A 24,288-nucleotide genomic window follows, 5' to 3' on the forward strand; every position below is an offset into this window, starting at 1 on the left:
CGGCGCGCCGGCCCCTCCCGCGCGCCCTACAGCTCGCGGTGGATCTTGGTGTTGGAGGCCTGGGCCCGGGGGCGGACGACCAGGAGGTCGATGTTGACGTGCGGGGGGCGGGTGCAGGCCCAGGTGATGGTGTCGGCGACGTCCTCCGAGGTGAGGGGTTCGGCCACGCCCGCGTAGACCTTGGCGGCCTTCTCCGTGTCGCCCCGGAAGCGGGTGGTCGCGAACTCGTCGGTCTTGACCATGCCGGGGGCGATCTCGATGACGCGGACCGGGGTGCCGACGATCTCCAGCCGGAGGGTCTCGGCGAGGACGCGGGCGCCGTTCTTGGCGGCGACGTAGCCCGCGCCGCCCTCGTAGGTGGCGTGGCCCGCGGTGGAGGAGAGGACGACGACCGTGCCGTCGCCGCTCGCGGTGAGGGCCGGGAGCAGGGCCTGCGTCACATGGAGGGTGCCGATGACGTTGACCTCGTACATCCGGCGCCAGTCGTCGGGGTCGCCAGTGGCGACGGGGTCGGCGCCGAGCGCGCCGCCCGCGTTGTTGACGAGGACGGCGAGGCTGCGGAACGCCGTGGCGAACTCGTCGACGGCGGCGCGGTCGGTGACGTCGAGGACATAGGCGGCGGCCTGGTGGCCGGCCTCGTTGAGCTCGGCGGCGAGGGCCTCGATGCGGTCTCCGCGCCGGGCGGTGAGGACCACGCGGTACCCGGCCGCCGCCAGCTGCCTGGCCGTGGCGGCGCCGATGCCGCCGCTCGCTCCGGTGACGACGGCGATGGGGGTACCGGGGGCAGTCATGACGTGGTGCTCCTCGCGCAGGTGGTCGATTTCGTCGATCGCCCGGCCAGGATAATTCGAGGGCGGTCAGCGGCCTCGGGGGGCGTACATGATCACGGCCATCCCGGCGAGGCAGACGAGGGCGCCGATGACGTCCCAGCGGTCGGGCCGGTAGCCGTCCGCGGCCATGCCCCAGAGGATGGACCCGGCGACGAACACACCTCCGTAGGCCGCCAGGACCCGGCCGAACTCGGCGTCCGGCTGGAGGGTGGCGACGAAGCCGTAGGCGCCCAGGGCGATGACTCCGGCGCCGATCCAGACCCAGCCCCGGTGCTCGCGCACGCCCTGCCAGACGAGCCAGGCGCCTCCGATCTCGAACAGGGCAGCGACGGCGAAGAGCGCGAGGGAGCGAAGGGTCAGCATGAAGGCAGCGTGCCATGGGACACGCAGGCTGATGAGTTGTCAGAAGATCGGATGATTCATGGGTATTTTGGGCCTATGCGTGGATTGAGGAAAGGCGTGCTCGGGGTCGTTCTCGCGGCCGTCGTCGTGACGGGTGCGGGGACGGGCGCCGTGGCCCGGGGGCCGGTGGCCGTGCCGGAGGCCGATCTGTCCCATCACGGTCATGTCTCCCTCTGGGACGGGAGGGTCGGCGTCTGGCTGGTCAGCGAGAACCTGGGGCCCTCCGATCTCACCCAGGCCACCGTCCGGCTCGCCTTCTCCGAGCCGATGTCGGGCGCCCAGGAGCTGCCGCCCGCCTGTCTGTGGAGCAGCGACCGTGTGGTGTCCTGCCGGACCGGCGGGCTGTCCGCCGTCCGGGACGTCGGTGAACTCGCCCTCGACCTGCGGACCGCCGGTCTCCCCGACGAGCTGACCGTGGACGTCTCCACGGCCTGGCGGGACGGAGCGGCCGACCTGAACCCGGGCAACGACCGGCACCACGTCCTGGTGCTCGCCACCGGAGACCCGTACGTCTTCTGATCCCCGGCCCCGCCGGAGGGCCGGGCGCCGCCTCCCGGGCGCCCCCGGCCGGGGCGGGGGCTCAACGCCCCGTCCATCCCACATAGCCGTCGGGGCGGACCAGGACCGTGTCCCGCTTCCCCGGGTCCCGCCAGGTGGCCCGGACGAGCCGCTCGGAGGACACGGGTGCGCCCGGCGGCAGCGCGGGGCCGGCCCCCTCCGGGGCGATCAGGACGAACTCGCCCGCGCGCAGCAGCTCGTAGAGCCGCCCCTCGCGCAGCCGGACGTCCGGGGCGCGGCGGCCCACGGGCCGGGTGGTGCCCGCCGGGGGCGGATAGGCGATGGCGAGTCCGCTGATCATGCCCATGGCTCGGGAGGAGAGGGGCCGCACCCTGTTCACGACGTGGATGCCGAGGGCGCGGGCGCCGCGGGTGAGCGGGGTGTGGGCCATCGCGATCCGGACGAGCGCGCCGCTGCTGCGCAGCACCATCGCGCCGACCGGGTGGCGCTCCGCGTGGTAGCTGTCGAGGAGGGCTTCGGGGTCGGGTGCGTCACCGCGCAGGACGGCGGCGAGCTTCCAGGAGAGGTTGGCGGCGTCCTGGAGTCCGGTGTTCATGCCCTGGCCCCCGGCGGGGGAGTGCACATGGGCGGCGTCCCCGGCGAGGAAGACCCGGCCCACCCGGTAGGACGGGACCTGGCGCTCGTCGCTGTGGAAGCGGGAGACCCAGCGCGGGTCGTACATGCCGTGGTCGGTGCCGAGGGCGCGCCGGGCCAGCGCCCGGACCTCTTCGAGGTCGACCGGTGTGCTGTCGGCGACCTGGCGGGTGCGGCTCCAGCCCATCACCCGGTACCAGCCGTCGCCGAACGGGATGAGGAAGGCGAAGGTGTCGCCGGAGCCCTTGACGGTGAAGGACTCCTCGGGCTCCTCCGCGAGGCGCACATCGGCGAGGACGAGGGAGCGGATCACGGAACCGCCGGGGAAGGGCAGCCCCAGGGCGTCGCGGACCGCGCTGCGGGTGCCGTCCGTGCCGACCAGATGGCGGGCCCGGAGGGTGAGACGGGTGCCGTCCGGCCCGGTGAGGTCGGCGGTGACGGAGTCGGCGTCCTGACGCAGTCCGCGCAGCTCCGTGTCGTACCGGAAGGTGACGCCCGCCTCCACGGCCCGTCGCTCCAGGAGCCTCTCCACCTCGTACTGCGGGGTGACGAGCAGATGGTTGAAGCGGCTGGGCAGCTGGGTGATGTCGATGTCGAGCGCGTTGAAGAGCCGTGCGCGGTCGAGGGTCGTGCCGGTGGCGAGGAGCTCGTCCGCGAGGCCCCGGGCGTCCAGTTGCTCCATCGTTCTGGCGTGGACGCCGAAGGCGCGGGTCAGGTTGCCGAGGTCGTGCGGGCGGCGCTCGACGAGGGTGACGTCGATGCCCGCGGCGGCGAGGTCGCCGGCGAGCAGCAGGCCGGTGGGGCCCGCGCCGACGACGAGTACCTGTGCGTCCGTCCGCTCCGTGGTGCTCATGGCTGCCTCCAGGGTGTCCACGACCATTTGGTCAACATCTGTTGGTCAACGCTTGTTGACAACTGTAGGGCCGGGGCGGATGGAATGTCAACGCTTGTTGGCCTACAGTTGTTGGTATGAAGACCGCCCGACGCTCCGACGCCACCAGGGCCGCCATCCTGGAGGCCGCCCGGGAACGCTTCGCCTCCGACGGATACGACCGCGCCACCATCCGGGCCATCGCCCGTGACGCCGGGATCGACCCGTCGATGGTCATGCGCTACTACGGCAACAAGGAGGGCCTGTTCGCCGCCGCGTCGGAGATCGAGATCGGCCTGCCCGAGCTGGGAGCCCTTCCCGCACGGCACGTCGGGGCCGTCCTCGTCACCCACTTCCTGGAGCGCTGGGAGCGGGACGAGGTCCTCACCGCGATGCTCCGGGTCGGGGTCACGAACGCGGCGGGGGCCGAGCGGATGCAGGAGGTCTTCGCGCAGCAGCTCGGGCCCGTCACCCGGGGCGTCTGCCCCGATCCCGCTGATGCCCCGCGCCGCGCCGCGCTGGTGGCCTCGCAGATCCTCGGTATGGCGCTCACCCGCTATGTGCTGCGGCTGCCGCCCGCCGTCGAGATGACCCCCGAGGAGATCGTGGCCTGGCTCGGCCCGACCGTGCAGCGCTATCTGACCGCCGAGGCCCCCTGAGCGCGGCCGCCCGCCCCGGGATCCGGGTGCCCGGTTCGTACACTCTTCACATGCCGCAGAAGAGTTCCGGCCGGCGTGCCGCCCTGAAGGACGAGCTGTTCGGGGAGGCCCGCCGCTACATGGCCGCCTACGCCCTGTTCAACCAGGCCGTCGCCGACCACCTGGGGCTCCACCCGACCGACGTGCAGTGTCTGAACCTGCTCAGCCTGGAGGAGGGGCCGGTGACCACCGGCCGGGTCGCCGAGCTGACCGGACTCACCACGGGCTCGGCCACCCGGCTCGTCGACCGCCTCGAACGGTCCGGCTACGCGACGCGCGAACGCGACACCGAGGACCGGCGCCGGGTCCTGGTCACGCTCGCGCCCGAGCGGGTCGCGGAACTCGGAGACCTGTGGCGCAAGCTCAACGACACCTGGGGCACCATGTTCGAGGCCTACAGCGATGCCGAACTCGCCCTGCTCATCGCCCATATGCGGCGGACCGTCGAGGTCAGCGCCGCCCAGATCGAGCGCCTCCGCGGCGGCCTCGACTGACTTACAGGGCCACCGAGCCACCGAGCCACCGGTCACCGGGCCACCGGTCACCGGCCGGACCTGTGCCCGGACCGCCGGACACGCCCCCCGGCACCCCCCCCAGGAGGACCATCCCGCCGTTGCCTCAGGCCGTTGTCGGGGCGCCGAACTCCCGTACCGCCTCGGTCACGATCTCCTCCAGGCGGGAGTGGTGCGCCCCGCGCCAGTAGACCCGGCCGCACTCCACGCACTCGGCGAACACGTCGTAGGTCTTCTCCGTGCCGTGCTCCAGCCGCTCGCGCACCGCTTCCTTGTCCGCGTCGCTCAGCCTTCCGTTGCACGCCGTACAGCGGGTCCAGGGCGCGAGCGGGGGCGCGAAACGCTCCAGGACGTCCCGGAGCTGCTCCTCCGGCTGGTCGCTGTAGACATAGGCACCCGCCCACAGCTCGCGGCGGCGCAGCAGGCCCCGGTCCCGGGAGAGCATCACGCGCCTCTCCTCGGCCGAGAGCGCGGCGAGCGCGGGATCGCCGATGTCCTCGCTCTCGTAGGCCGCGTCCACCCCGAGCAGACGCAGCCGCCTGGCCAGGGTGCCCAGGTGCACGTCGAGCAGGAACCGCAGCGGCGCACCCGGCACCGGCTGCGGGCGGGCGACACCCTCCACCTCGACCGTCTCGCCCGCCGCCGGGACGTGCGAGGCGTCGACGGGCCGCCCGTCGACGACGAGCCGTCCCGTCTCGGTGCGCGGCACACCGAGGGACTCCACGACGTGCCCGAGCGAGGAGGTGCCGTCGGTGGTCAGGGCCGTCGAGCCCGTGCGGCGCTCCGCCGCGACGAAGACTCCGAGGCCGGGGGCGAAACTGATCTGGATCTTCGGTCCGTTCACGGGGACAGGATGGCATCGGTCCGGGAGGGGTGACCAGGCGAATTCCTCGCCGGGGCGGCCGGGACTGCCGGGACTGCCGGGGCGGCCGGGGCGGGAGGCCGAGGAGAGGGCGTCACCCGCCCGCAGCCCGGGGCGGCCGGGCTCTGGGCTGACGGGCCGCTCTGTCGGCGCGTGGTCCGTGCCGGTCATGTGGTGTGGGTGGTGGTGTGGGCCGGTCACTCAGACGGGGAACGCCTCCCTGTGGTCGGTGGCCCACTCGGCGAAGGTGCGGGCAGGGTGCCCCGTCAGTTCCTCGACGGTGCGGGTCAGGGGAGCCGGCCGTCCGTCGTGGGTGGACCAGTGGGACAGCAGGGCATCGGCGAAGGCTCCCGGCATGAAGGCGGCGACGGACTCCTTCCACCGCTCGGGGGTGGTCACGGTGTGCGGTGCCGGTCGTCCCGTCACCCCGGCGAGGACCGCGAGCTGCTCGACGAAGGTCAGCGACTCGGGGCCGGTCAGATGGTGGGCGGTGCCGCGCAGCCGGGGCTCGGTGAGCACGGCGAAGGCGGCCTCGGCGAGGTCCCGCTCGTGGATCGGGTCCCCGTACGCGTGCGGGACGGGTAGTGCGGGCCCGTGTCCGGCGCGCAGCGGGCGGGCCCACTGCAGGGCGTTCGTGGCGAAGGCGCCCGGACGGAGCAGGGTGGTCTCGAAGGCTCCGGTCGCCGCCGCCGCGGAGAGGGCGCGCTCGGCGGTCAGATGGGAGGCGGCGACGGCGTTCCGCTCGGCGTCCGGGGCGAGGACCGAGCTGGAGGAGAGGAGGACGACATGCCCGACGCCCGCCGCGCGGGCCCGGTCCGCGAAGGTCTCGGCATGGCGCGGCGCGGCGTACAGGAAGACCGAGTCGACGCCGTCCAGGGCCGCGTCGAAGGTGGCCGGATCGCCGAGGTCGCACCGCACGGTGCCGACCCCGGGCGGTGGGGAGAGTTCGCCGGGGTGCTTGGAAGCGGCTCTGGCCTCGATCCCCGCGGTGCCGAGCAGTTCGAGCAGGACGGAGGCGACACGGCCACGGCTGCCGGTGACGAGGACGGTCATGGGATTCCTTCTGAGTGCGTGAGTGCGTGAGTGCGTGAGTGCGTGAGTGCGTGAGTGCGTGAGTGAGTGAGTTCGTGCGTGAGGGGAGCTGGAACGGGCATTGATCTGCGTGGCACATTGACTGCGTCACGCAGATAAATATCCAGGCCCGTGCCCAGGTCGTCAACCCTGAAAGATCCCTGAGGTACCGTCCCGCCATGAAGATCATCGATCTTGAGCCCGGTGACCCCCGGCTGGAGAGCGACCTCCTTCCGGTCCTCACCGAACTCCGGCCCCACCTCACCGCCGAGCTGTTCCGCGAGGTGTACGCGGCGGGGCATGCCCAGGGTCTGCGATTCAGTGCCGCCTATGCGGACGACGGTCGCTGTGCGGGTGCGGCCGGCTGGCGGATCGTCCACAGCACCAGCTCCCCGCGCAAGCTGTACGTGGACGATCTGGTGACCGCCGCCGCGGACCGTTCCACCGGCGTCGGCCACGCCCTCGTCACGCATCTGGAGGGCCACGCGCGCGCCGCGGGCTGCCATGAACTCGCCCTCGACTCCGGCACCCACCGCACCGGAGCCCATCGCTTCTACCTGCGCGAACGGTTCGACATCGTGGCCTTCCACTTCACCCGGCCGCTCACCCCGGGCGGGGACGCCTCCTAAGGCGCGTTCCGCAAGTCCCGCCCGCCCGGCGACGACTGGCGCGCACGCCGGAGCGGGCCCGTCAGGTCGAGCCGCCAGTCGTTGCAGCGCATCAGGTGGCCCGGCGGGTACTCGAAGTCCCGCTCGCCGAGCAGGTCGAACCCGGCCTTGCGGCACACCGCGTTCGACGGCGCGTTCTCCGTCGAGGGGTACGCGTGCAGGAAGCGGTGCAGGCCCGCGCGCCGGGCCTCGACGGCCACCGCGCGCGTGGCGGCCGTCGCCACGCCCCGGCCCTGGAAGCCCGGCAGCACGCTCCAGCCGGTCTCGTACGCCGGTTCGCCGTCCCCACCGCGCACCCAGAAGCCGATGCTGCCCGCCACGACCCCCTCCGGCTCCAGCGTGATCCGGAACATCCGCCCGGCTCCCGTGCCGTCCGCGCTCAGGCCCACATAGCGGCGGTGGCGCCGAACGAGCTGCTCCTCGGTCTCCGGGCCGCCGAGATGCTCCGTCAGTTCCGGTGCGTTCAGGGCGCGCAGCAGCTCGGCGTCGTCCTCGGACCAGGCGTCGAGACGTACGGCTGAGATGTCGTTCTCCATGCTCGTACGGTAGGTCAGGGGGCTGACAGTCCCCGGGCGTACGCGGTCGGCGGCACCCCGACCGTCGCAGTGAAGTCCCGTACGAGGTGGGCCTGGTCGCTGTAGCCCAGTTCCGCCGCGATCCCCGCCCAGTCGGGTCCCTCCGGAGCCCGCGCCGCGTCGGCGCGCTCCAGGGCCTCATGGACGCGGTACCGGAGGATCACCCACTTCGGCCCCACGCCCACGTGGGAAGCGAACAGCCGCTGGAGCGAGCGCGCCGACAGACCCGACGAGGCCGCCAGCCGGGAGACCCTGCGGACCGTCCGGTCCGTGCGGATCAGATCGACCAGTTCCATGGCCCGGTCGGCGGCCGGATCGGGGACGGGACCGTGGGCCAGCAGGAACGCGTCGAGCGCCGCCACGCGCGCGTGGTCCGCGTCGGGGGAGAGCATCCGGGACAGCGGGTCAGGGGAGCCCGGCCCCTGCGGGAACACCCCGGCCGCCGGGACCCGGCGGCCGGTCCACACCGACACCGGCCACGCGGGCGCGAACGGCCGGAAGCCGCCGGGCCGGAACTGCGCCCCGCAGACCCGGCCGGACTCCGCCAGTTCCTGGGTGAACAGGCCGTGCCCGATGCCCGAGACCTCGGCGGACGCGTGCGCCGAGGCCGTGGGGGCGCCGATCGGCCCGTACCGCTGGAAGACGACGTTCACCGACGGGTGCGGGACGAGACGGCTGACGTACGGCTGGTCGAGATTCCAGTCGATCAGCCAGTAGTGCTCCAGATAGGGCCGCAGTTCCGGCGCCGGGGTGTGCCGTCGGAAGCGGACCCGGGCGAGCAGTTCGGCGGGGTCGACGATGCCCCGCATGTCCCGGCGAGGAGCGGAATCGGCCATCCTTCGATGCTAGGCGCGCCCCTGAGGCCGCCCCGAGGCTATCCCTGAGGCCACCCCCGAGCCTTGCGGCGCCGTCACCTCCGCCACCGCTACCACCCCGACCCTCCACCGTCACCACCCCGACCCCGTCACTTCCGCCCCAGCCGCCGCTCCGGTCCTCGTGTCCATCCCCCCGTACTGGGCCGTGCGCGGGACAAGTCTTCGGTCTGGCGCGTTTCTTCAAGACGGTCGTGGGCATGTTCCCGGAACGTCGGTCTCATGACGAACACCAACCCGCCCCGCGTCGGCTCCCTCCTCCGTACCGCCGCCGCGCACGCCGTGCCCCTCGTCAGGGACACCCCCGACACGGCTCTGGGCGCGCCCACGCCCTGTGCCGAGTACGACGTCCGTGCTCTTCTGAACCACCTCTTCGACGTGGTGGTGAACTTCCAGGCCCTCGCCGCCAAGCGGTCCGCCGACTTCTCCGGCGCCCCGGACCGGCTCGCCGACGCCGACTGGCGCGACCGCTTCGAGGACGAGACCGGGAAGCTGGTGGACGCCTGGTCGGCGCCGGGCGCCGACGAGGGCACCACCGGGTCCCTCGGCCTGCCCGCGCGGACCGTCGGCTGCATGGTGCTGCTCGACCTCACCGTGCACGCCTGGGACCTCGCCCGCGCCACCGGGCGCCGCTTCGAGCCCGATCCGGCCGTGGTCGAGGGACTCGCCGAAGAGGTGGAGGGGATGGCGCCGATGGCCCGGAAGGCCGGTGTCTTCGGGGAGGCGGTCGAGCCGCCCGCCGACGCCACCGCCTTCGAACGGCTGCTCGCGACGACCGGCCGCGCCCCCCGGCCCGCCACCACCCACGACCCGCGCCCGGCCGGGACCCACGCCTCGACGACGACCGAGAACGGCTGAGACCACCGAGAACCACTGAGACGACTGAGAGCGACCGGGACGGCTGAGAACGACCGAGGAGTACGGGGAAGCGGGGCCGGGGGCGACCGGGCGCCGCCGGAGATCCGGTCGCCCGGTCGGCGCTCCGGGACCCGGTCGCGTTCACGGGCGCACCCCTGGCACCTGGTCTCGGCCCCGCCCCGGAACCGCCCCGGGCCTCCGCCCCTCCGCCGCCCCCGGAATCAGCGGAGGCGGCCCGCCTGGCCCAGGGAGAGCCGGGAGACGACCTGGCCGAAGGCGTGCTCCTCCGCGGGTGTCAGGGACGTCGATTCCAGCGGGTGCCACACCCGCGCCAGCGGGACACCCGCCCGGTCGCGGCGCGCACGGGAGCGCAGGCCGAGCGACAGCCACACCACCGTCGAGACGGCGAGCAGGCCGAACAGGGTGAGGACACGGGGGTCGGAGAACTGGCCGGGCAAGGACATGGCTCACTCCAGAGCGAGAGGCCGCCCGCGCGTGGCGCGCCCCGGCAGGTGGCGCGCGGGCACGGAGGCACGATCGATTCCTACTGCTTCCTCCCGACCTGTTCAGTTAACACCACCGGGGAGGACTTTCGGCAGGGGGTCCCGGGACCTTGGTCCCCCCGGGCCGGATGTCCACCACCGGACGACAGGCCCTCTTGTGCGGGCCGGGCAGTCGTTCCAAGGTGGCGGAAGAGGCACATTCCGGCCGGGGAGGGAGTAGCCGCATGTCCGGTACTCAGGCATGGGGATTCACGGACGACAGGGGTACGGAGCTGGGGGCGGCCCGCGTCCCACGACGGGTGGTGGCGTACATACGGGCCGGGGCGGCCCTCTGCGATCTGGGGGTGACCCCGGTCGCCGTCTACGGCTCCGGGCACGACGGGGAGGCCCCCGACCCCGCGAAGGAGGGCGGGCTCGGGGCGGCGGCCGTGACGTACCTCGGGCCGGGCCGGACCCTGGACGAGGAGCGGCTGCGGTCGCTGCGGCCGGACGTGCTCGTCGACGTGACCTATGACGGGAAGAGCCCGTACGCGCTCGACGAGGCCGTCGCCGAGCGGCTCGGGGTGCCGCTCGTGGCGCTCTCCGTCGGTGGCGAACTCACCCTCGGGGCGATCCTCGACCGGTTCGCGGCGCTCGCCACCGGTCTGGGCGCCCGCCCCGACCCCGGTGGAAGGGACGGCGAGGCGGAGGCCACCACCCTGCCCGCCGCCACCGCGCCGCCCGCCACCGCACGGCCCGCCACCGCACCGCCAGTCGCCATCACCCCGCCCGGCGCTGCCACCCCTCCCGTCACGGCTGCTCCCGCCACCGCCCCGCCGCTCACCGCCCTGCCCGTCGCCGAGCGGGCGCTGCGGGAGGCCGCGGGGCGGGGCGGGGCCGCCGTGCTCGCGCTCTCCGGCGCCGGTCCCGAGCAGGTGCACCTGGCCCGCCCGGACGCCTGGCCCGAGCTGGCGCGCCTCGCCGAACTGGGCGTACGGCTGCTCGACCCCGGACCGGGCCCCGGGGCCAACTGGCTCACCGCCGACTGGGCCCGCGCCGCCGAGCTCCGGCCCGACCTGGTCCTCTTCGACAGCCGGGCCCACGCCACGCCGCCGGACGGGCCCCTCGCGCACGTCCCGCGCACCGCCTGGAACCCCGAGACCCCGCCCAGCCCCGCTGCCTACGCGCGCTTCTTCCACGAGCTGGCCCGGACGCTCGCTCCCTGACCTGCCCGACCCCGGTCAGACCGATACCGCCGTGAGACGGGTGCGGCGGAGCGAGTCGGCGAACTCCTCGGCGCGGCCCAGCTGCGCCCGCAGTTCGGCGACCCGTTCCGCCGCGGCCCGCTCGTACCGCCGGACGCGGGCCAGGAGCGCGGCCCGCTGCTCCGGTTCCAGCTCCGTGGCCGTGCCCGCGCGGTCGGCGGTCAGCCGGTCCACCGCGGCCAGCAGCTCACGGGTCTCGTCGAGGGTGAAGCCGAGCGGCTTCATCCGGCGGACCACCATGAGCCGGTCCACGTCGGCGTCCGTGTAGAGCGGGAACCCGCCGGGCGAGGCGGCGGACGGCACGACCAGACCGCTGTCCTCGTACTGGCGGATGGTGCGCAGGGGCAGTTCGGTCCGGGTGGCGACCTCCCCGATCTGCAGGGGGGCGCCGGACGACCGCGCGTCCCCGGGCCCGCGTGCTCCCCGGTACTCCCGGGCTTCCCGGCTCTCCGCTGCTCCGCTCACGGCCAGATCCTTCCTCGTGCGGGCGTCCCCGAGGCGTACGGGGTTCCCCCAGGGCGCGGCGTACGCGCATGACATGCCATTCGTCCTAACTTCATCACTTATGAGAGCTGGAAGTGCGGCGAAACGCCTGCTGGTCGGTCGTCCGTTGGACAGCGGCCGGCTCGGGGAGACCCTGCTGCCGAAGCGGCTCGCGCTGCCGATCTTCTGCAGCGACCCGCTCTCCTCCGTCGCGTACGCCACCGAGGAGATCCTGCTGATCCTCGCGCTCGGCGGCCTCGCGGTGCTGCACCTCGCCTGGTACGCGGCGATCGGCATCGTCGTCCTGCTCCTGGTCGTCGTCGCCTCCTACCGGCAGACCTGCTACGCCTACCCGGGCGGCGGCGGCGCCTACGTGGTCTCCTCCGAGAACCTCGGGCGGACCGCCGCGCTCACCGCCGCGTCCGCGCTGCTCATCGACTACGTGATGACCGTCGCCGTCTCGGTCGTCTCCGGGGTCGCCGCGATCACCTCGGCGGTCCCCTCGCTCGACGGGCACGCCGTGGCCCTCTCGGTCTTCTTCGTCGCCGTCCTGGCCTGGATGAACCTGCGCGGGGTGCGGGAGTCGGGGCGCTGGTTCGCGCTCCCCACGTACGCCTTCATCAGCGTCGTCTACCTGATGTTCGCGGTGGCCGCCGTCCGGATGGCGACCGGTACGACGATCCGCGCCGAGTCCGCCCGGCTGCCCGTGGAGGCGGTCTCCACCTACTCCGGGATCGCGCTGGTGCTGCTCGCGCTGCGCGCCTTCGCCTCCGGCTGCACCGCGCTCACCGGGGTCGAGGCCGTCAGCAACGGCGTACCCGCGTTCGCCAGGCCGAAGAGCCGCAACGCGGCCATGACGCTCGCGATCATGGGCGGGCTCTCCGTGACCATGTTCTTCGGGATCACGGTGCTCGCCATGGTCTACGAGGTCCACGTCGCCGAGGACCCCACGGAACTCGGCCTTGCTCCCGGCACCCCGATGTCCACCGCGCTCGCCCAGATCGGACGGGCCACCTTCGGCGACTGGCACGTCCTCTTCTACCTGCTCCAGGCCGTCACCGCGGGCGTCCTGGTCCTGGCGGCCAACACCGCCTTCAACGGCTTCCCGATGCTCGCGTCGGTCCTCGCCCGCGACCGCTACGCGCCCCGGCAGCTCGTCCACCGCGGCGACCGGCTCGTCTACTCCAACGGCGTCGTCCTCCTCGCGCTCGCCGCGATCGTCCTGATCGTCGCCTTCGACGCGGAGCTGACCCGCCTCATCCAGCTCTACATCATCGGCGTCTTCGTCTCCTTCACCCTTTCCCAGGCGGGCATGGTCAAGCACTGGCGGCGGGAACTCGCCACGCCCGCCGGGGCGGCGGACCGGCACGGCATCCGCCGCCGCCTCACCATCAACGGCTTCGGCGCCTGTCTCACGGCGGTCGTCCTCGTGATCGTCCTCATCACCAAGTTCACCCACGGTGCCTGGATCGTCGTCCTCGCGATGCCGCTGCTCTTCGCGGGCATGAAGGGGGTGCGGCGGCACTACGACGCCGTCGCCGCCGAGGTCGCCGTGGAGGCCGACGTCCGGCCCCGCGCCCTCGCCGAGAACCATGTCCTGGTGCTGGTCGCCTCGGTCAACGCGCCCAGTCTGCGGGCGCTGTCCTACGCCCTGACCCTGCGTCCCGCGTCGCTCACCGCCGTCACCGTGGCGGAGGACCCGGCGGAGGCGGAGGCGCTCCGGGCGAGCTGGGACGCGCACGGCATCGACGTACCGCTGCGGGTGCTCAGCTCCCCGTACCGCTCGATCGTCCAGCCGGTGCTGCGGCACGTCAGGGACGCGCCCGAGCGCACGGGGGACGCGGTGGTCTCGGTGGTCATCCCCGAGTACGTGGTGGGGCGCTGGTGGGAGCAGCCGCTGCACAACCAGAGCGCGCTGCGGCTCAAGGCCCGGCTGCTGTTCATGAAGAACGTCGTCACGATCGACGTGCCGTACCGGCTGGCCTCGGCCCGTGAGCTGGCCGCCGAGCGGGCGAAGGCGGCACGGGAGGCGGAGGGCCGTGTCTGAGAAGGACGGACGAGGCCGGGGCCGGGACGGCCGGACCCACCCGGGTGCGAGACGCCCGGGCCCCGTGGCCGGGACGCGCGGGACCCACCCGGGGCCGGGGCGGTCGACCCCACCCGGTTCGAAGACGGCCGGGACGCCGGGGCCGACACGCGCCGGGCTCACGGTCCCGGCGGGCCGGACCGGGCGCCGCCCGGCCCCCGGCCCCGCACCCGTCGCGTCCACCCACCGGCCGTGTCGGCGCACCTGCCGTCAGGGCCGTACCGGGCCGTTCACCCGCCGGGCCGTCCGGCCGTGCCCCCGTCCGGCCGGGACCCCGTCCGCCCACCCGTCGTCAGGGCCACACCAGGCAGTACGGCTGGTGGCCCGCCTCGTGGAGGCGGACCGAGAAGTCCTGCCACTCGTGGAGCAGCTGGTAGACGTCGAACGCGTCGCGCGGGCCGCCCCGGTCCGGGACCGTGGACCAGATGAAGGCCGCGGCGCCCACCGACTCCTCGCCGATCCCGCGCAGCGGGTCGACCACGGTCATCGGCAGTTTCACCACCGCGTAGTCCGGGTGCAGCACGACCAGTTCCAGGGGCGGCACCTTGTGCAGGGGCATCCCCTGGATGCCGGTGAGGACCATCGCGGCTATGGTCTCCGGCTTGATCTTGCTGAACATGCCGCCCATGCCGAGCTCGTCGCCGCCGAGCTCCTCGGGCCGCATGGAGATGGGGACGCGGGCCGCCGTGGCGCCGTTGGGCGCGCCGAAGTACTTGTAGGTCACTCCCAACCGGCCGCTCCTGCTTCGGGGGGCCGGCTCGCCAGGGGTGCCCGAGGCGCCCCCCTGCCCGCCCGCCGTCGGGTCCTCGGTCCGCCGGCGCCGGTGTCTCCCCCGCCGGGCAGACTCCGGACCCAGATCGTCCGTCCCCTCGCCCGGTCCGCCACCGCGATGCATATCTCCACCCGACTGCTTCTTCTCGGCAACACGACCCCGCCGCGCAACCCGATCATCGTGTCAGTGACCTCCCCCGCGTTCGTACGGTGAAACACCTGTCCGCAAGAACGCCGTGGCCTCTGACACCATGGATTCCGTGAGTCATCCCCATGTCGCCCCAGTTTCGCAGACGCGGAGGGCGAACGCCCCGGCGTAATACCGGGGGTGTCCGCACCGTCCGTCCGTTCCCGATGTCGTGCCCTCAGTCGTTCTCGCAGGTCAGGATCACAGTGCCGTATTCATACGAAGCCCCAGTCTCACAGACGCTTTTCGACCGCGCGTCCCTCGTGACGCCCGGCGGCGTGAACTCACCGGTGCGTGCCTTCCGGGCCGTGGGCGGAACGCCCCGGTTCATGGTGTCCGGTTCCGGTCCCTACCTCACCGACGCGGACGGGCGGGAGTACGTCGACCTCGTCTGCTCGTGGGGTCCGATGATCCTGGGCCACGCGCATCCCGAGGTCACCGCGGCGGTGCGGGAGGCCGTGGGCCGGGGGACCTCCTTCGGGACGCCCGGCGAGGGCGAGGTGGCCCTCGCCGAGGAGATCGTCGCGCGGGTCGAGCCGGTCGAGCAGGTGCGCCTGGTCTCCTCCGGCACGGAGGCGACGATGTCCGCGATCCGGCTGGCCCGCGGGTTCACCGGGCGCGCGAAGGTCGTCAAGTTCGCGGGCTGCTACCACGGCCACGTCGACGCGCTGCTCGCCTCGGCCGGTTCCGGGGTGGCCACCCTGGGGCTGCCCGACACCCCGGGCGTGACCGGGGCGCAGGCCGGGGACACGATCGTGCTCCCCTACAACGACCTGGAGGCCGTGCGGGCCGCGTTCGCCGCGCACCCGGGCGAGATCGCCTGTGTCATCACGGAGGCCTCGCCCGGCAACATGGGTGTGGTGCCGCCGCTGCCCGGCTTCAACCAGGGGCTCGCGGACCTGTGCCGGGAGAACGGCGCGCTGTACGTCTCCGACGAGGTGATGACCGGTTTCCGCACCTCGCGGGCGGGCTGGTACGGCGTGGACGGGGTCAAGGCCGACCTGCTGACCTTCGGCAAGGTCATGGGCGGCGGCTTCCCGGCCGCCGCGTTCGGCGGGCGGGCCGACGTCATGGGCCATCTGGCTCCGGCCGGGCCGGTCTACCAGGCGGGCACGCTCTCCGGGAACCCGGTCGCGACGGCCGCCGGTCTCGCGCAGCTGCGGCTGCTCGACGACCCGGCGTACGCGCGGGTGAACGCGGTCTCGGCGGAGATCCAGGGCCTGGTCACGGGCGCCCTGGCGAAGGAGGGCGTGGCGCACCGGCTGCAGACCGCGTCCAACATGTTCTCGGTGTTCTTCACCGCCGACGAGGTGCGGAACTACGACGAGGCGAAGCGGCAGGAAGCCTTCCGTTTCAATGCCTTCTTCCACTCGATGCTGGCCGACGGGGTGTATCTGCCGCCGTCCGCGTTCGAGTCCTGGTTCGTGTCGGCCTCCCACGACGAGCGGGCGATCGAGCGGATCGCCGCCGCGCTGCCCGCCGCCGCCCGTGCCGCCGCGGAGGCGACGGCATGAGCGAGCGCGCGCGGACCGAGGGGGAGCGGGAGGACGCTCCGGTGAAGGAGAGCCCGAAGGGCGCCGAGGACATCACCGTCGTCCATCTGGTGCGGCACGGCGAGGTGCACAACCCGGAGGGTGTCCTCTACGGGCGCCGTCCCGGCTACCACCTGTCGGAGCTGGGCCGGAAGATGGCGGACCGGGTCGCGGAGTCGCTGGCGGACCGGGACATCACGTACGTCGTCGCCTCCCCGCTGGAGCGGGCGCGCGAGACGGCGGCGCCGGTGGCGAAGACGCACGGCCTGGACCTGGCGAGCGACGAGCGGCTGATCGAGGCGGCGAACGTCTTCGAGGGCAAGACCTTCGGCGTCGGTGACGGGGCCCTGCGCAAGCCGGGGAACTGGAAGCACCTCACCAATCCGTTCCAGCCGTCCTGGGGCGAGCCGTACATCGAGCAGGTCGTCCGCATGATGGGCGCGCTGGACGCGGCGAAGGACGCGGCCCGGGGCCACGAGGCGGTCTGCGTCAGCCATCAGCTGCCGATCTGGATCGTCCGCAGCTTCGTGGAGAAGCGGCGGCTGTGGCACGACCCGCGGCGGCGGCAGTGCACGCTCGCCTCGCTGACCTCGTTCACGTACCGGGGCGACAGGATCGTCTCGGTCGGTTACAGCGAGCCCGCCCGGGACCTCGTACCGGCGCATCTGCTGGCGGGGGCGAAGCCGGTGAAGGGGAAGTCGAAGGCGTTCGGGGCGTAGTCCGTCCGGAGGTTCCGGGGCGCGGACCGGTCGCCCTGGACAGTGTGGAGCGCGCGGTCCAGAGTGCTGGGGCGGTCGTTTGGTGTTCATGCCAATCGACCGCCCTAAAATTTTTGTGCTATTTCCCGGAACCTCCGTGTTCCTCCCGGCATCTCACTCATTGTCGGTTTGGATGACGTTCATCTCGTACGTCAGGTCGAATGGGGATGCCATGCGCGGGAACAGCGGGATCAGTCGAAGGGGGCTGCTCGGAGCGGGCGCCGGGGCCGCGGCGGCGCTGGGACTGGCCGCGTGCAGCACGGGCGAACAGGGCACGTCCGAACGGACCGGACCGGGCAAGGGGGGCGAAAGCTCGACCGGACCGGGCAAGCCCACCCCCGCCAAGGACGACGTCAAGCTCATCGGCGACGGTTCCACCGCCGACACCGGCAAGCAGCCGCACCAGCCCGACGCCCCCGTCCCCCTCGAACCCGGCCAGACCCCGCCCCAGTTCGTGATCTTCTCCTGGGACGGCGCGGGCGAGGTCGGCAACGGACTCTTCCCCCGCTTCCTCGAACTCGCCAAGAGCCACGACGCGGCGATGACCTTCTTCCTCTCCGGGATCTACCTCCTCCCCGAGTCCAAGAAGAACCTCTACCGCCCGCCGAACAACCGCGTCGGCGCCTCCGACATCGGCTACCTCACCGACGACCACATCAAGGACACCCTGAAGTACACCCGGCAGGCGTGGCTGGAGGGCCACGAGATCGGCACCCACTTCAACGGGCACTTCTGCGGCGGCTCCGGCTCCGTCGGCAACTGGACCCCGGCCCAGTGGCAGAGCGAGATCGACCAGGCGATGAAGTTCGTCACCGAGTGGAAGACCCACAGCGGCTGGACCGACCTCGACCCGCTGCCGTTCGACTACACCAAGGAACTCGTCGGTGGCCGCACCCCCTGCCTCCTCGGCCAGGACAAGCTGCTCCCCACCGCCAAGCGGCTCGGCTGGCGCTACGACGCCAGCTCGCCCGGCGGCCGGCAGGTCTGGCCCGACAAGCGCCAGGGCATCTGGGACCTGCCCCTCCAGGCGGTGCCCTTCCCCGGACGCTCCTTCGAAGTCCTCTCCATGGACTACAACATGCTCGCCAACCAGTCGAAGAACACGACCAAGGGAATGCCCTCCCGCTACAAGGGCTGGCGCGAGCAGGCCGCCGGAGCCTATCTGGCCGGATTCAACCGCGCGTACACCTCGAACCGCGCCCCCTTCTTCATCGGCAACCACTTCGAACAGTGGAACGGCGGCATCTACATGGACGCCGTCGAGGAAGCCCTCAAGGGAATGGCCGGAAAGAAGGAGGTGCGTCTCGTCTCCTTCCGGCAGTTCACCGACTGGCTCGACGTCCAGGACCCGAAGATCCTCGCGAAACTGCGTACCCTGGACGTCGGACAGAAGCCGGCCGGGGGCTGGAACACCTTCCTGAGGCCCGCCCCGGCCACTCAGCCCACCCCGACCGCCTACTCCTCCGCCCCGGCGCCCGACTCGTCCGCCCCCGCGGCTTAGGCGATCTTGACAAGGGGCTTTCCGGGCACGTAGGGGGGTGCCCAAGATCCCCCAAACGCCCATGCGAAACTTTTCACATGAGCCTTAGCCGTGCCCCTCGACGCACCCTGCTCGCCGTCGGAGTGCTGACCGCCGCCCTCACGCTCTCGGCCTGCGGCGGCGACAGCAACGGCAAGTCCGGCGGCGGTGGCAACACCAACTTCGTGACCGACGCGGGCGGCATCGCCACCGTCGCCAAGGGTGAACGCGCGGCCCCCGGAAAGCTCGCGGGCGAGACCCTCGAAGGCGAACAGCTCGACGTCGCCTCCCTCAAGGGCAAGGTCGTCGTCCTCAACGTCTGGGGCTCCTGGTGCGCCCCCTGCCGGGCCGAGGCCCCGCACTTCGCCAAGGTCTCCAAGGACCTCAAGGCGCAGGGCGTCGAGTTCGTCGGCCTCAACACCCGCGACCCCAACAAGCAGCCCGCCCTCGCCTTCGAGGAGGACTACGGGGTCACCTACCCCAGCCTCTACGACCCGCAGGGCGAACTGATCCTCTTCGGCTTCCCCAAGGGCACGCTCAGCCCGCAGTCCATTCCTTCCACCGTCGTCCTCGACAAGGAGGGCCGGATCGCGGCCCGCTCCCTCATGGCGCTCAACGAGGAGAAGCTCCGCTCGATGATCGAGCCGCTCCTCAAGGAGAAGTGAGCCGGTGAACGAGACCGTCACCAGCGGAGCCCTGCTGCTCGCCCTGCCCCTCGCGTTGCTCGGCGGGCTGGTCTCCTTCTTCTCCCCGTGCGTGCTCCCGCTCGTCCCCGGCTACCTCTCCTACGTCACCGGGGTCACCGGCACCGACCTGGCCGAGCAGCGCCGCGGCCGGATGACCGCGGGCGCCCTCCTCTTCGTCCTCGGCTTCACCGCCGTGTTCGTCTCCGGCGGCGCGCTCTTCGGCTACTTCGGCTCCACGCTCCAGGAGTACCGGGGCACGCTCACCACGATCCTCGGCGTGCTCATGATCCTCATGGGCGTCTTCTTCCTCGGGCTGATGCCCTGGTTCACCCAGCGCGAGTTCCGCTTCCACAAGAAGCCCGTCACCGGACTGCTCGGCGCGCCGCTGCTCGGCGCGCTCTTCGGCATCGGCTGGACCCCGTGCATCGGCCCGACCCTCGCCTCGGTCAACGCCCTCGCCCTCCAGGAGGCCAGCGCCGGACGCGGGGCGATACTCGCCTTCGCGTACTGCGTCGGACTCGGCGTGCCGTTCGTGCTCGCCGCCGTCGCCTTCCGCAAGGCGCTCGGCGCGTTCGGCTGGATGAAGAAGCACTATGTGTGGGTGATGCGCGTCGGCGGCGGCATGATGCTCCTCACCGGTGTCCTGCTCCTCACAGGTGTGTGGGACAGCATGGTCGCCACGATGCAGGGCTGGTCCAGCGGTTTCACGGTGGGGATCTGAGTTCCATGAGTACGACCGACACTTCCGGCACGACGCAGCGGCAGGAGAGCCTCGGCGACGCGGGGGAGCACCTCTCCACCGCCCCCACCGAGGACCGGGGCGACGCCCCCGTCGGCGGCCCCGTCCTCGGGGTCATCGGCTGGATCCGCTGGTTCTGGCGGCAGCTGACCTCCATGCGGGTCGCGCTGATCCTGCTGTTCATGCTCTCCCTGGGCGCCGTCCCCGGCTCCCTCGTCCCGCAGAACAGCGCGGACGAGATGAAGGTGCAGGCCTTCAAGGAGGCCCACGAGACGCTCAGCCCGCTCTACGACAAGCTGCAGTTCTTCGACGTCTACAGCTCGGTGTGGTTCTCCGCGATCTACATACTGCTGTTCGTCTCCCTCATCGGCTGCATCGTGCCGCGCACCGGACAGTTCGTCGGCCAGCTCCGCAGCCGGCCGCCGGGCGCCCCCCGGCGCCTGGACCGGCTCCCCGCGTACACCACCTGGCGCACCGAGGCCGCTCCCGAGGAGGTCCGGGCCGCCGCGCTCGGGCTCCTCAAGGGCCGCCGGTTCCGCTCCCACACCGCGGGGGACGCGGTCGCCGCCGAGAAGGGCTATCTGCGCGAGGCCGGGAACCTGGCCTTCCACGTCGCCCTGATCGTGATGCTCGTCGCCTTCGCCTGGGGCCAGCTCTTCAAGTCCGAGGGCGGCAAGCTGATCGTCGAGGGCGACGGCTTCTCCAACACGCTCACCCAGTACGACGACTTCAAGTCCGGCTCCCAGTTCGGCATCGGGGAGCTGGAACCGTTCAGCTTCAAGCTCGACGCCTTCGACGGCACCTACGAGAAGAGCGGCCCCCAGCGCGGCACCCCGCGCACCTTCGAGGCGGCCGTCACCTACACGCGGGGCGGCGAGCCGACGAAGGCCGTCATCCGGGTCAACGAACCCCTCAAGGTCGGCGACTCCAAGGTCTATCTGATCGCCCACGGCTACGCCCCCGTCGTCACCGTCAGGGACGGCCGGGGCAAGGTCGTCTACAACGCCGCCGTGCCGCTGCTGCCCATCGACAACAACGTCACCTCCACCGGCGCCATCAAGGTGATGGACGGCTACCGCGACAAGAACGGCGAGAAGGAGCAGCTGGGCTTCCAGGCGTTCTTCGTGCCGACCTTCGCGGGCGCGGGCCAGGGCACGATGTTCTCCCAGTTCCCCGCGCTGGACTTCCCCGTCATGGCGCTCACCGGCTACCACGGGGACCTGCGGGTCGACTCCGGGCTGCCGCAGAACGTGTACCAGCTCGACAAGACCAAGATGAAGCAGTTCAAGGACGCGTCCGGCGGCAAGCTCGCCCAGCGGCTGCTGCCCGGCGAGACCATGACCCTCCCCGACGGGGCCGGCTCGATCACCTTCGAGAAGGACATCAGGGAGTGGGCCAGCTTCCAGATCTCGCAGCAGCCCGGCAACGGGCTGGCGCTCGCGGGCGCGATCGCCGCCATCGCCGGTCTGACCGGCTCGCTCTTCATCCAGCGGCGCCGGGTCTGGGTCCGGGCCGTCCGCGGTGAGGACGGCGTCACCGTCGTCGAGATGGCCGGACTCGGCCGCAGCGAGTCCGCGAAGCTCCCCGAGGAACTGGGAGACCTCGCGCTCGCGCTCACCCAGGACGCGCCCCCCGCACCGGAACCCGCGGACGAACCCGCAGAAGAACCTGCCCCTTCTGGAGAGGCCGACAAGTGATCCTCGCCGCCACGACCAACGAGAGCCTGGCGCGGATGAGCGACGTGCTCATCTACTCCTCGATGGCCGTCTACACCCTGGCTTTCTTCGCCCACATCGCCGAGTGGGTGCTGGGCAGCCGCAGCAAGGTCGGCCGCACCGCCGCCGCCCTCACCCCGCGCGCCGCCACCGCCCCCGCCGTGACCGTCCAGGTCAAGAAGGCGGGCGGCACCACCGTGCTCGACAAGCCGAAGGTCGTCACCCGCGCCGCGGCCGGCGCCCGTGACGTGCCGGACGGCCCCGGCGCGGCGGGCGGCACCGTCAAGGGCGACCTGTACGGCCGCATCGCCGTCTCGCTCACGGTCCTCGCCTTCCTGGTCGAGGCCTCCGGCGTGATCGCCCGGGCGTTCGCCGTGCAGCGGGCCCCCTGGGGCAACATGTACGAGTTCTCCACCACCTTCTCCACGGTGGCGGTCGGCGCGTACCTCGGTTTCCTCTTCGCCAAGAAGAACGTCCGCTGGATCGGTCTGCCGCTGGTCACCACCGTCCTGCTCGACCTGGGCGTGGCCACCACCTGGCTGAAGACCCCCAGCGACCAGCTCGTCCCGGCGCTCGACTCGTACTGGCTGTGGATCCACGTCTCCACCGCGATCTTCTGCGGCGCCGTCTTCTACCTCGGGGCCGTCGCCACCGTCCTCTACCTCTTCCGCGACTCGTACGAGAACAAGCTCGCCACCGGCGGGAACCCGGGCTCCTTCGCCCGCTCGGTCCTCGAACGGCTGCCCTCGGCCGCCTCGCTCGACAAGTTCTCCTACCGGGTCAACGCGGCCGTCTTCCCGCTGTGGACGTTCACGATCATCGCGGGCGCGATCTGGGCCGGGGACGCCTGGGGCCGCTACTGGGGCTGGGACGCCAAGGAGGTCTGGTCGTTCATCACCTGGGTCGGCTACGCCGCGTACCTCCACGCGCGGGCCACGGCGGGCTGGAAGGGCCGCAAGGCCGCGTACATCGCGCTCGTCGCCTTCGCCTGCTTCCTGTTCAACTACTACGGCGTGAACATCTTCGTGACCAGCAAGCACTCCTACGCCGGAGTCTGACCCGGCCCGCCGGAGTCCGCTCCGGCACCACCGCCGGACCCCCGGCCCCCGGCCCGAAGGCCGGGGGCCGGTCCCGTTCCCCCGCCGTCACCCCCGCTTCGGCGGCAGGCACGTCTCGGTCGGCGGACGGCCCTCGGGCCACGCCATCTGGACGAAGCGCTGGGTGCCGTCCGGGGCCAGCTGCACGATCGGGACCGCCTTGTTGTACGGGTTGCCGTAGTTGTCCAGGCAGATCCAGCCGCTCGCGCCCGTCACCCGCAGCGAGCCCTTGACCTGCGGCCACTGGTTGCCCACGTCCTCCTTCGTCGGATAGGCCGCGCCGTCCGGGGTGGCCTGGCGGATCGCGTGCACCGCCGTCGTCAGGGCGTCGTACGCGATGATCGCCTGCCCGTCGGCGAGCGCCACCGGCCGGTCCTTCGGCGTCACCTTCGTGATGTCCCGGACGAAGTCCTCGTACGCCCGGGTCGAGCCGCCCGTCGCGGGGACCTTCCGGCCGGGGCCGGGCAGCCAGGCGTCGGGGTGGGCGAGCGCCGCGTACCGCACGGTCAGCCTCCCCTTGAGGGCGTTCTTGTCGAGCTTGGCGTCCGCGCCCAGGTACGAGCCCTCGTCGCCGGTCAGGACGGTGAAGGCGCGGTCCACACAGCCCCGGTCGCCGAGCGCGTTGATGAACTGGCGCAGCTGGGTGTGGCGGCCCGCGAAGAACACCGTGTCGGTGCGGGTGTCGCAGATGATGTGGGTGATGTTGCGGAAGGTGTTGGCGGTGGTGCCCTCCTGGGTGGGATCGCTCGCGGCGGTGAACTCCAGCGGCTCCAGCGGCGCGTCCTTCAGCGAGGTGGCGAACGCCGCCTTCAGGGTGTCGACGTAGTGGTCACCGCTCCGGGTGTCCTGGACGAGGAGTGCCTTGGCCGCCTCGACCCGGCCGAAGTGCGCCAGCGCCCTGGCCTCGTCGCTGTTGGTGGGGGAGACCCGGGCGAGCCCGGGGAACGGCTTGCCGCCGGGGCCGTTGGCGATGTCGTCGGCGGTGATGGTGGTGCCGACCACCGCGACCCTGGCCCTGGTGAGGACGGTCACCGCCTGCCGCATCTCGGTGGAGGAGGTGGCGATGCCGGAGACGGCCCGCAGCCGTTCCGGCCCCTCGGCCAGGGATATCACCTGATCGACCGCGGCACGCCAGTGGGCGTTGCCCCGGCCGGTGTTGGCGAGCACCAGCCGGATCGTGGGCCGCTGCCCGTTGGACTCGTGGTTGGCCCGCAGCTGGGCGGCGTACGCGCCCTGCACCTCGTGCAGCACCTTGTTCCGCATCCCCCCGTCGGTGGAGGTCAGGGGCAGCAGGACGGCGACGGTGACGTACTCGCCGCTCTTGAGCGTGGCGTTCTCGGCGCGGATGGCCCCGGCGACCTCCCGGAGCTCGGCGACGCCGAAGTCATGGCCGTCGCCGTTGACGCCCACGCACTCGGAGCTGCCGGCCGGACGCGCCACCCCGGCGGCGCAGGAACGATCCTCCGGAGTGGTGAGCCGGACCACGCCGTAGCCACCGGCCCCGAGGACGAAGGCGGCGGCGACGACCGAGGCGACGAGCTTCTGGCGAGGGGTGCGGACACGGCGGCGCAGGGGGTCGAGCAGTCGGTCGGGCATG

The 24,288-nt window shown here is 72.3% G+C and carries 25 protein-coding genes; 14 read left to right on the plus strand and 11 right to left on the minus strand.

Going from position 1 to position 24,288, the window contains the following annotated elements:
* Nucleotides 1-26: 26 nt before the first annotated feature.
* Both ACIRQY_RS18905 and ACIRQY_RS18910 read right to left on the minus strand, forming a co-directional pair.
* Nucleotides 27-791, minus strand: a complete 765-nt coding sequence (locus ACIRQY_RS18905; protein WP_403926989.1) for an SDR family NAD(P)-dependent oxidoreductase — start codon at nt 789-791, stop codon at nt 27-29.
* 66 nt (nt 792-857) lie between these two features.
* Nucleotides 858-1,193 carry a YnfA family protein gene (locus ACIRQY_RS18910; RefSeq protein WP_366446002.1) on the minus strand — a complete coding sequence of 112 codons (336 nt, stop codon included), beginning with the start codon at nt 1,191-1,193 and terminating at the stop codon, nt 858-860.
* A 96-nt stretch (nt 1,194-1,289) separates the two neighbouring features.
* Here ACIRQY_RS18910 and ACIRQY_RS18915 point away from each other — a divergent pair, with 96 nt between their 5' ends.
* Nucleotides 1,290-1,751 carry a hypothetical protein gene (locus ACIRQY_RS18915; protein WP_403926992.1) on the plus strand — a complete coding sequence of 154 codons (462 nt, stop codon included), beginning with the start codon at nt 1,290-1,292 and terminating at the stop codon, nt 1,749-1,751.
* Between the two features lie 61 nt (nt 1,752-1,812).
* Here ACIRQY_RS18915 and ACIRQY_RS18920 read toward each other — a convergent pair whose 3' ends face one another.
* Nucleotides 1,813-3,264 (minus strand): FAD-dependent monooxygenase, encoded by a 1,452-nt coding sequence (locus ACIRQY_RS18920; RefSeq protein ID WP_403926995.1) that lies wholly within the window; start codon nt 3,262-3,264, stop codon nt 1,813-1,815.
* Between the two features lie 89 nt (nt 3,265-3,353).
* Between ACIRQY_RS18920 and ACIRQY_RS18925 the strand changes: the two genes are divergently transcribed.
* Both ACIRQY_RS18925 and ACIRQY_RS18930 read left to right on the plus strand, forming a co-directional pair.
* On the plus strand, nt 3,354-3,914 hold the full coding sequence (locus ACIRQY_RS18925) for a TetR family transcriptional regulator (RefSeq protein ID WP_403926998.1): 561 nt from the start codon (nt 3,354-3,356) through the stop codon (nt 3,912-3,914).
* A gap of 50 nt (nt 3,915-3,964) precedes the next feature.
* Nucleotides 3,965-4,447 carry a MarR family winged helix-turn-helix transcriptional regulator gene (locus ACIRQY_RS18930; RefSeq protein WP_351789424.1) on the plus strand — a complete coding sequence of 161 codons (483 nt, stop codon included), beginning with the start codon at nt 3,965-3,967 and terminating at the stop codon, nt 4,445-4,447.
* A gap of 124 nt (nt 4,448-4,571) precedes the next feature.
* Here ACIRQY_RS18930 and ACIRQY_RS18935 read toward each other — a convergent pair whose 3' ends face one another.
* Together ACIRQY_RS18935 and ACIRQY_RS18940 are read right to left on the minus strand one after the other, a co-directional pair.
* Complete coding sequence (locus ACIRQY_RS18935; RefSeq protein ID WP_403927001.1) at nt 4,572-5,309, minus strand: Mut7-C RNAse domain-containing protein; 738 nt, start codon at nt 5,307-5,309, stop codon at nt 4,572-4,574.
* 219 nt (nt 5,310-5,528) lie between these two features.
* Nucleotides 5,529-6,380: an NAD(P)H-binding protein gene (locus tag ACIRQY_RS18940; protein WP_403927003.1), complete on the minus strand. Its 852-nt coding sequence runs from the start codon at nt 6,378-6,380 to the stop codon at nt 5,529-5,531.
* A gap of 197 nt (nt 6,381-6,577) precedes the next feature.
* Between ACIRQY_RS18940 and ACIRQY_RS18945 the strand changes: the two genes are divergently transcribed.
* Nucleotides 6,578-7,027: a GNAT family N-acetyltransferase gene (locus ACIRQY_RS18945; RefSeq protein ID WP_403927006.1), complete on the plus strand. Its 450-nt coding sequence runs from the start codon at nt 6,578-6,580 to the stop codon at nt 7,025-7,027.
* Here ACIRQY_RS18945 and ACIRQY_RS18950 read toward each other — a convergent pair.
* Both ACIRQY_RS18950 and ACIRQY_RS18955 read right to left on the minus strand, forming a co-directional pair.
* Nucleotides 7,024-7,602, minus strand: a complete 579-nt coding sequence (locus ACIRQY_RS18950; protein WP_403927008.1) for a GNAT family N-acetyltransferase — start codon at nt 7,600-7,602, stop codon at nt 7,024-7,026. The two genes, ACIRQY_RS18945 and ACIRQY_RS18950, sit on opposite strands and share 4 nt — an antisense overlap.
* A gap of 14 nt (nt 7,603-7,616) precedes the next feature.
* Complete coding sequence (locus ACIRQY_RS18955) at nt 7,617-8,477, minus strand: DUF6597 domain-containing transcriptional factor (protein WP_403927010.1); 861 nt, start codon at nt 8,475-8,477, stop codon at nt 7,617-7,619.
* Between the two features lie 258 nt (nt 8,478-8,735).
* Between ACIRQY_RS18955 and ACIRQY_RS18960 the strand changes: the two genes are divergently transcribed.
* Nucleotides 8,736-9,371, plus strand: a complete 636-nt coding sequence (locus ACIRQY_RS18960; protein WP_403927012.1) for a TIGR03086 family metal-binding protein — start codon at nt 8,736-8,738, stop codon at nt 9,369-9,371.
* A gap of 221 nt (nt 9,372-9,592) precedes the next feature.
* On the opposite strand, the gene ACIRQY_RS18965 is transcribed toward ACIRQY_RS18960, so the two are convergent.
* Nucleotides 9,593-9,835: a hypothetical protein gene (locus ACIRQY_RS18965; RefSeq protein ID WP_351789443.1), complete on the minus strand. Its 243-nt coding sequence runs from the start codon at nt 9,833-9,835 to the stop codon at nt 9,593-9,595.
* 263 nt (nt 9,836-10,098) lie between these two features.
* On the opposite strand from ACIRQY_RS18965, the gene ACIRQY_RS18970 reads away from it, so the two are divergent.
* Nucleotides 10,099-11,079 carry an ABC transporter substrate-binding protein gene (locus ACIRQY_RS18970; RefSeq protein WP_403927015.1) on the plus strand — a complete coding sequence of 327 codons (981 nt, stop codon included), beginning with the start codon at nt 10,099-10,101 and terminating at the stop codon, nt 11,077-11,079.
* Nucleotides 11,080-11,094: 15 nt separating this feature from the next.
* On the opposite strand, the gene ACIRQY_RS18975 is transcribed toward ACIRQY_RS18970, so the two are convergent.
* Nucleotides 11,095-11,499 (minus strand): MerR family transcriptional regulator, encoded by a 405-nt coding sequence (locus ACIRQY_RS18975; protein ID WP_403927313.1) that lies wholly within the window; start codon nt 11,497-11,499, stop codon nt 11,095-11,097.
* A 184-nt stretch (nt 11,500-11,683) separates the two neighbouring features.
* Here ACIRQY_RS18975 and ACIRQY_RS18980 point away from each other — a divergent pair, with 184 nt between their 5' ends.
* Nucleotides 11,684-13,648 carry an APC family permease gene (locus ACIRQY_RS18980; protein ID WP_351789447.1) on the plus strand — a complete coding sequence of 655 codons (1,965 nt, stop codon included), beginning with the start codon at nt 11,684-11,686 and terminating at the stop codon, nt 13,646-13,648.
* 331 nt (nt 13,649-13,979) lie between these two features.
* On the opposite strand, the gene ACIRQY_RS18985 is transcribed toward ACIRQY_RS18980, so the two are convergent.
* The gene (locus ACIRQY_RS18985) at nt 13,980-14,582 is read right to left on the minus strand and encodes a hypothetical protein (RefSeq protein ID WP_351789450.1); all 603 of its coding nucleotides are present in this window, start codon (nt 14,580-14,582) and stop codon (nt 13,980-13,982) included.
* Between the two features lie 230 nt (nt 14,583-14,812).
* Between ACIRQY_RS18985 and hemL the strand changes: the two genes are divergently transcribed.
* From hemL to ccsB, 7 genes are all read left to right on the plus strand, one after another.
* The gene (gene hemL, locus ACIRQY_RS18990; RefSeq protein WP_351789452.1) at nt 14,813-16,159 is read left to right on the plus strand and encodes a glutamate-1-semialdehyde 2,1-aminomutase; all 1,347 of its coding nucleotides are present in this window, start codon (nt 14,813-14,815) and stop codon (nt 16,157-16,159) included.
* Nucleotides 16,156-16,896 carry a histidine phosphatase family protein gene (locus tag ACIRQY_RS18995; RefSeq protein ID WP_403927019.1) on the plus strand — a complete coding sequence of 247 codons (741 nt, stop codon included), beginning with the start codon at nt 16,156-16,158 and terminating at the stop codon, nt 16,894-16,896. Before hemL ends, ACIRQY_RS18995 begins: the two co-directional genes overlap by 4 nt.
* Before the next feature lie 211 nt (nt 16,897-17,107).
* Complete coding sequence (locus ACIRQY_RS19000; RefSeq protein ID WP_403927022.1) at nt 17,108-18,436, plus strand: hypothetical protein; 1,329 nt, start codon at nt 17,108-17,110, stop codon at nt 18,434-18,436.
* A gap of 77 nt (nt 18,437-18,513) precedes the next feature.
* Nucleotides 18,514-19,119 (plus strand): TlpA family protein disulfide reductase, encoded by a 606-nt coding sequence (locus tag ACIRQY_RS19005; RefSeq protein WP_403927025.1) that lies wholly within the window; start codon nt 18,514-18,516, stop codon nt 19,117-19,119.
* Between the two features lie 4 nt (nt 19,120-19,123).
* Nucleotides 19,124-19,861: a cytochrome c biogenesis protein CcdA gene (locus ACIRQY_RS19010; RefSeq protein ID WP_351789464.1), complete on the plus strand. Its 738-nt coding sequence runs from the start codon at nt 19,124-19,126 to the stop codon at nt 19,859-19,861.
* 5 nt (nt 19,862-19,866) lie between these two features.
* A complete protein-coding gene (locus ACIRQY_RS19015; protein ID WP_403927029.1) occupies nt 19,867-21,576 on the plus strand; it encodes a cytochrome c biogenesis protein ResB in 1,710 nt (569 codons plus the stop codon).
* Nucleotides 21,573-22,652, plus strand: a complete 1,080-nt coding sequence (gene ccsB, locus ACIRQY_RS19020) for a c-type cytochrome biogenesis protein CcsB (protein ID WP_403927032.1) — start codon at nt 21,573-21,575, stop codon at nt 22,650-22,652. Before ACIRQY_RS19015 ends, ccsB begins: the two co-directional genes overlap by 4 nt.
* An 87-nt stretch (nt 22,653-22,739) precedes the next feature.
* On the opposite strand, the gene ACIRQY_RS19025 is transcribed toward ccsB, so the two are convergent.
* Entirely contained in the window at nt 22,740-24,287 is a 1,548-nt protein-coding gene (locus tag ACIRQY_RS19025; protein WP_403927035.1) for a hypothetical protein, read from the minus strand.
* Between the last annotated feature and the right edge of the window lies 1 nt (nt 24,288).

This window comes from Streptomyces sp. NPDC101490, assembly GCF_044767145.1.
In the GTDB taxonomy this organism is placed as follows: Bacteria; Actinomycetota; Actinomycetes; order Streptomycetales; family Streptomycetaceae; genus Streptomyces.

Bases quoted from the DNA above. Each gene is read 5' to 3' on its own strand.
- ACIRQY_RS18945 (WP_403927006.1), top strand. From the start codon at position 6,578: ATGAAGATCATCGATCTTGAGCCCGGTGACCCCCGGCTGGAGAGCGAC.
- ACIRQY_RS18920 (WP_403926995.1), bottom strand. From the start codon at position 3,264: ATGGTCGTGGACACCCTGGAGGCAGCCATGAGCACCACGGAGCGGACG.
- ACIRQY_RS19000 (WP_403927022.1), top strand. From the start codon at position 17,108: ATGCGCGGGAACAGCGGGATCAGTCGAAGGGGGCTGCTCGGAGCGGGC.
- ACIRQY_RS18940 (WP_403927003.1), bottom strand. From the start codon at position 6,380: ATGACCGTCCTCGTCACCGGCAGCCGTGGCCGTGTCGCCTCCGTCCTG.
- ACIRQY_RS19015 (WP_403927029.1), top strand. From the start codon at position 19,867: ATGAGTACGACCGACACTTCCGGCACGACGCAGCGGCAGGAGAGCCTC.
- ACIRQY_RS18925 (WP_403926998.1), top strand. From the start codon at position 3,354: ATGAAGACCGCCCGACGCTCCGACGCCACCAGGGCCGCCATCCTGGAG.
- ACIRQY_RS18970 (WP_403927015.1), top strand. From the start codon at position 10,099: ATGTCCGGTACTCAGGCATGGGGATTCACGGACGACAGGGGTACGGAG.
- ACIRQY_RS18995 (WP_403927019.1), top strand. From the start codon at position 16,156: ATGAGCGAGCGCGCGCGGACCGAGGGGGAGCGGGAGGACGCTCCGGTG.
- ACIRQY_RS18960 (WP_403927012.1), top strand. From the start codon at position 8,736: ATGACGAACACCAACCCGCCCCGCGTCGGCTCCCTCCTCCGTACCGCC.
- ACIRQY_RS18910 (WP_366446002.1), bottom strand. From the start codon at position 1,193: ATGCTGACCCTTCGCTCCCTCGCGCTCTTCGCCGTCGCTGCCCTGTTC.
- hemL (WP_351789452.1), top strand. From the start codon at position 14,813: ATGTCGTGCCCTCAGTCGTTCTCGCAGGTCAGGATCACAGTGCCGTAT.
- ACIRQY_RS18955 (WP_403927010.1), bottom strand. From the start codon at position 8,477: ATGGCCGATTCCGCTCCTCGCCGGGACATGCGGGGCATCGTCGACCCC.
- ACIRQY_RS18980 (WP_351789447.1), top strand. From the start codon at position 11,684: ATGAGAGCTGGAAGTGCGGCGAAACGCCTGCTGGTCGGTCGTCCGTTG.
- ACIRQY_RS19025 (WP_403927035.1), bottom strand. From the start codon at position 24,287: ATGCCCGACCGACTGCTCGACCCCCTGCGCCGCCGTGTCCGCACCCCT.
- ACIRQY_RS19005 (WP_403927025.1), top strand. From the start codon at position 18,514: ATGAGCCTTAGCCGTGCCCCTCGACGCACCCTGCTCGCCGTCGGAGTG.
- ACIRQY_RS18930 (WP_351789424.1), top strand. From the start codon at position 3,965: ATGCCGCAGAAGAGTTCCGGCCGGCGTGCCGCCCTGAAGGACGAGCTG.
- ACIRQY_RS18965 (WP_351789443.1), bottom strand. From the start codon at position 9,835: ATGTCCTTGCCCGGCCAGTTCTCCGACCCCCGTGTCCTCACCCTGTTC.
- ACIRQY_RS18905 (WP_403926989.1), bottom strand. From the start codon at position 791: ATGACTGCCCCCGGTACCCCCATCGCCGTCGTCACCGGAGCGAGCGGC.
- ACIRQY_RS18950 (WP_403927008.1), bottom strand. From the start codon at position 7,602: ATGGAGAACGACATCTCAGCCGTACGTCTCGACGCCTGGTCCGAGGAC.
- ACIRQY_RS18985 (WP_351789450.1), bottom strand. From the start codon at position 14,582: ATGCATCGCGGTGGCGGACCGGGCGAGGGGACGGACGATCTGGGTCCG.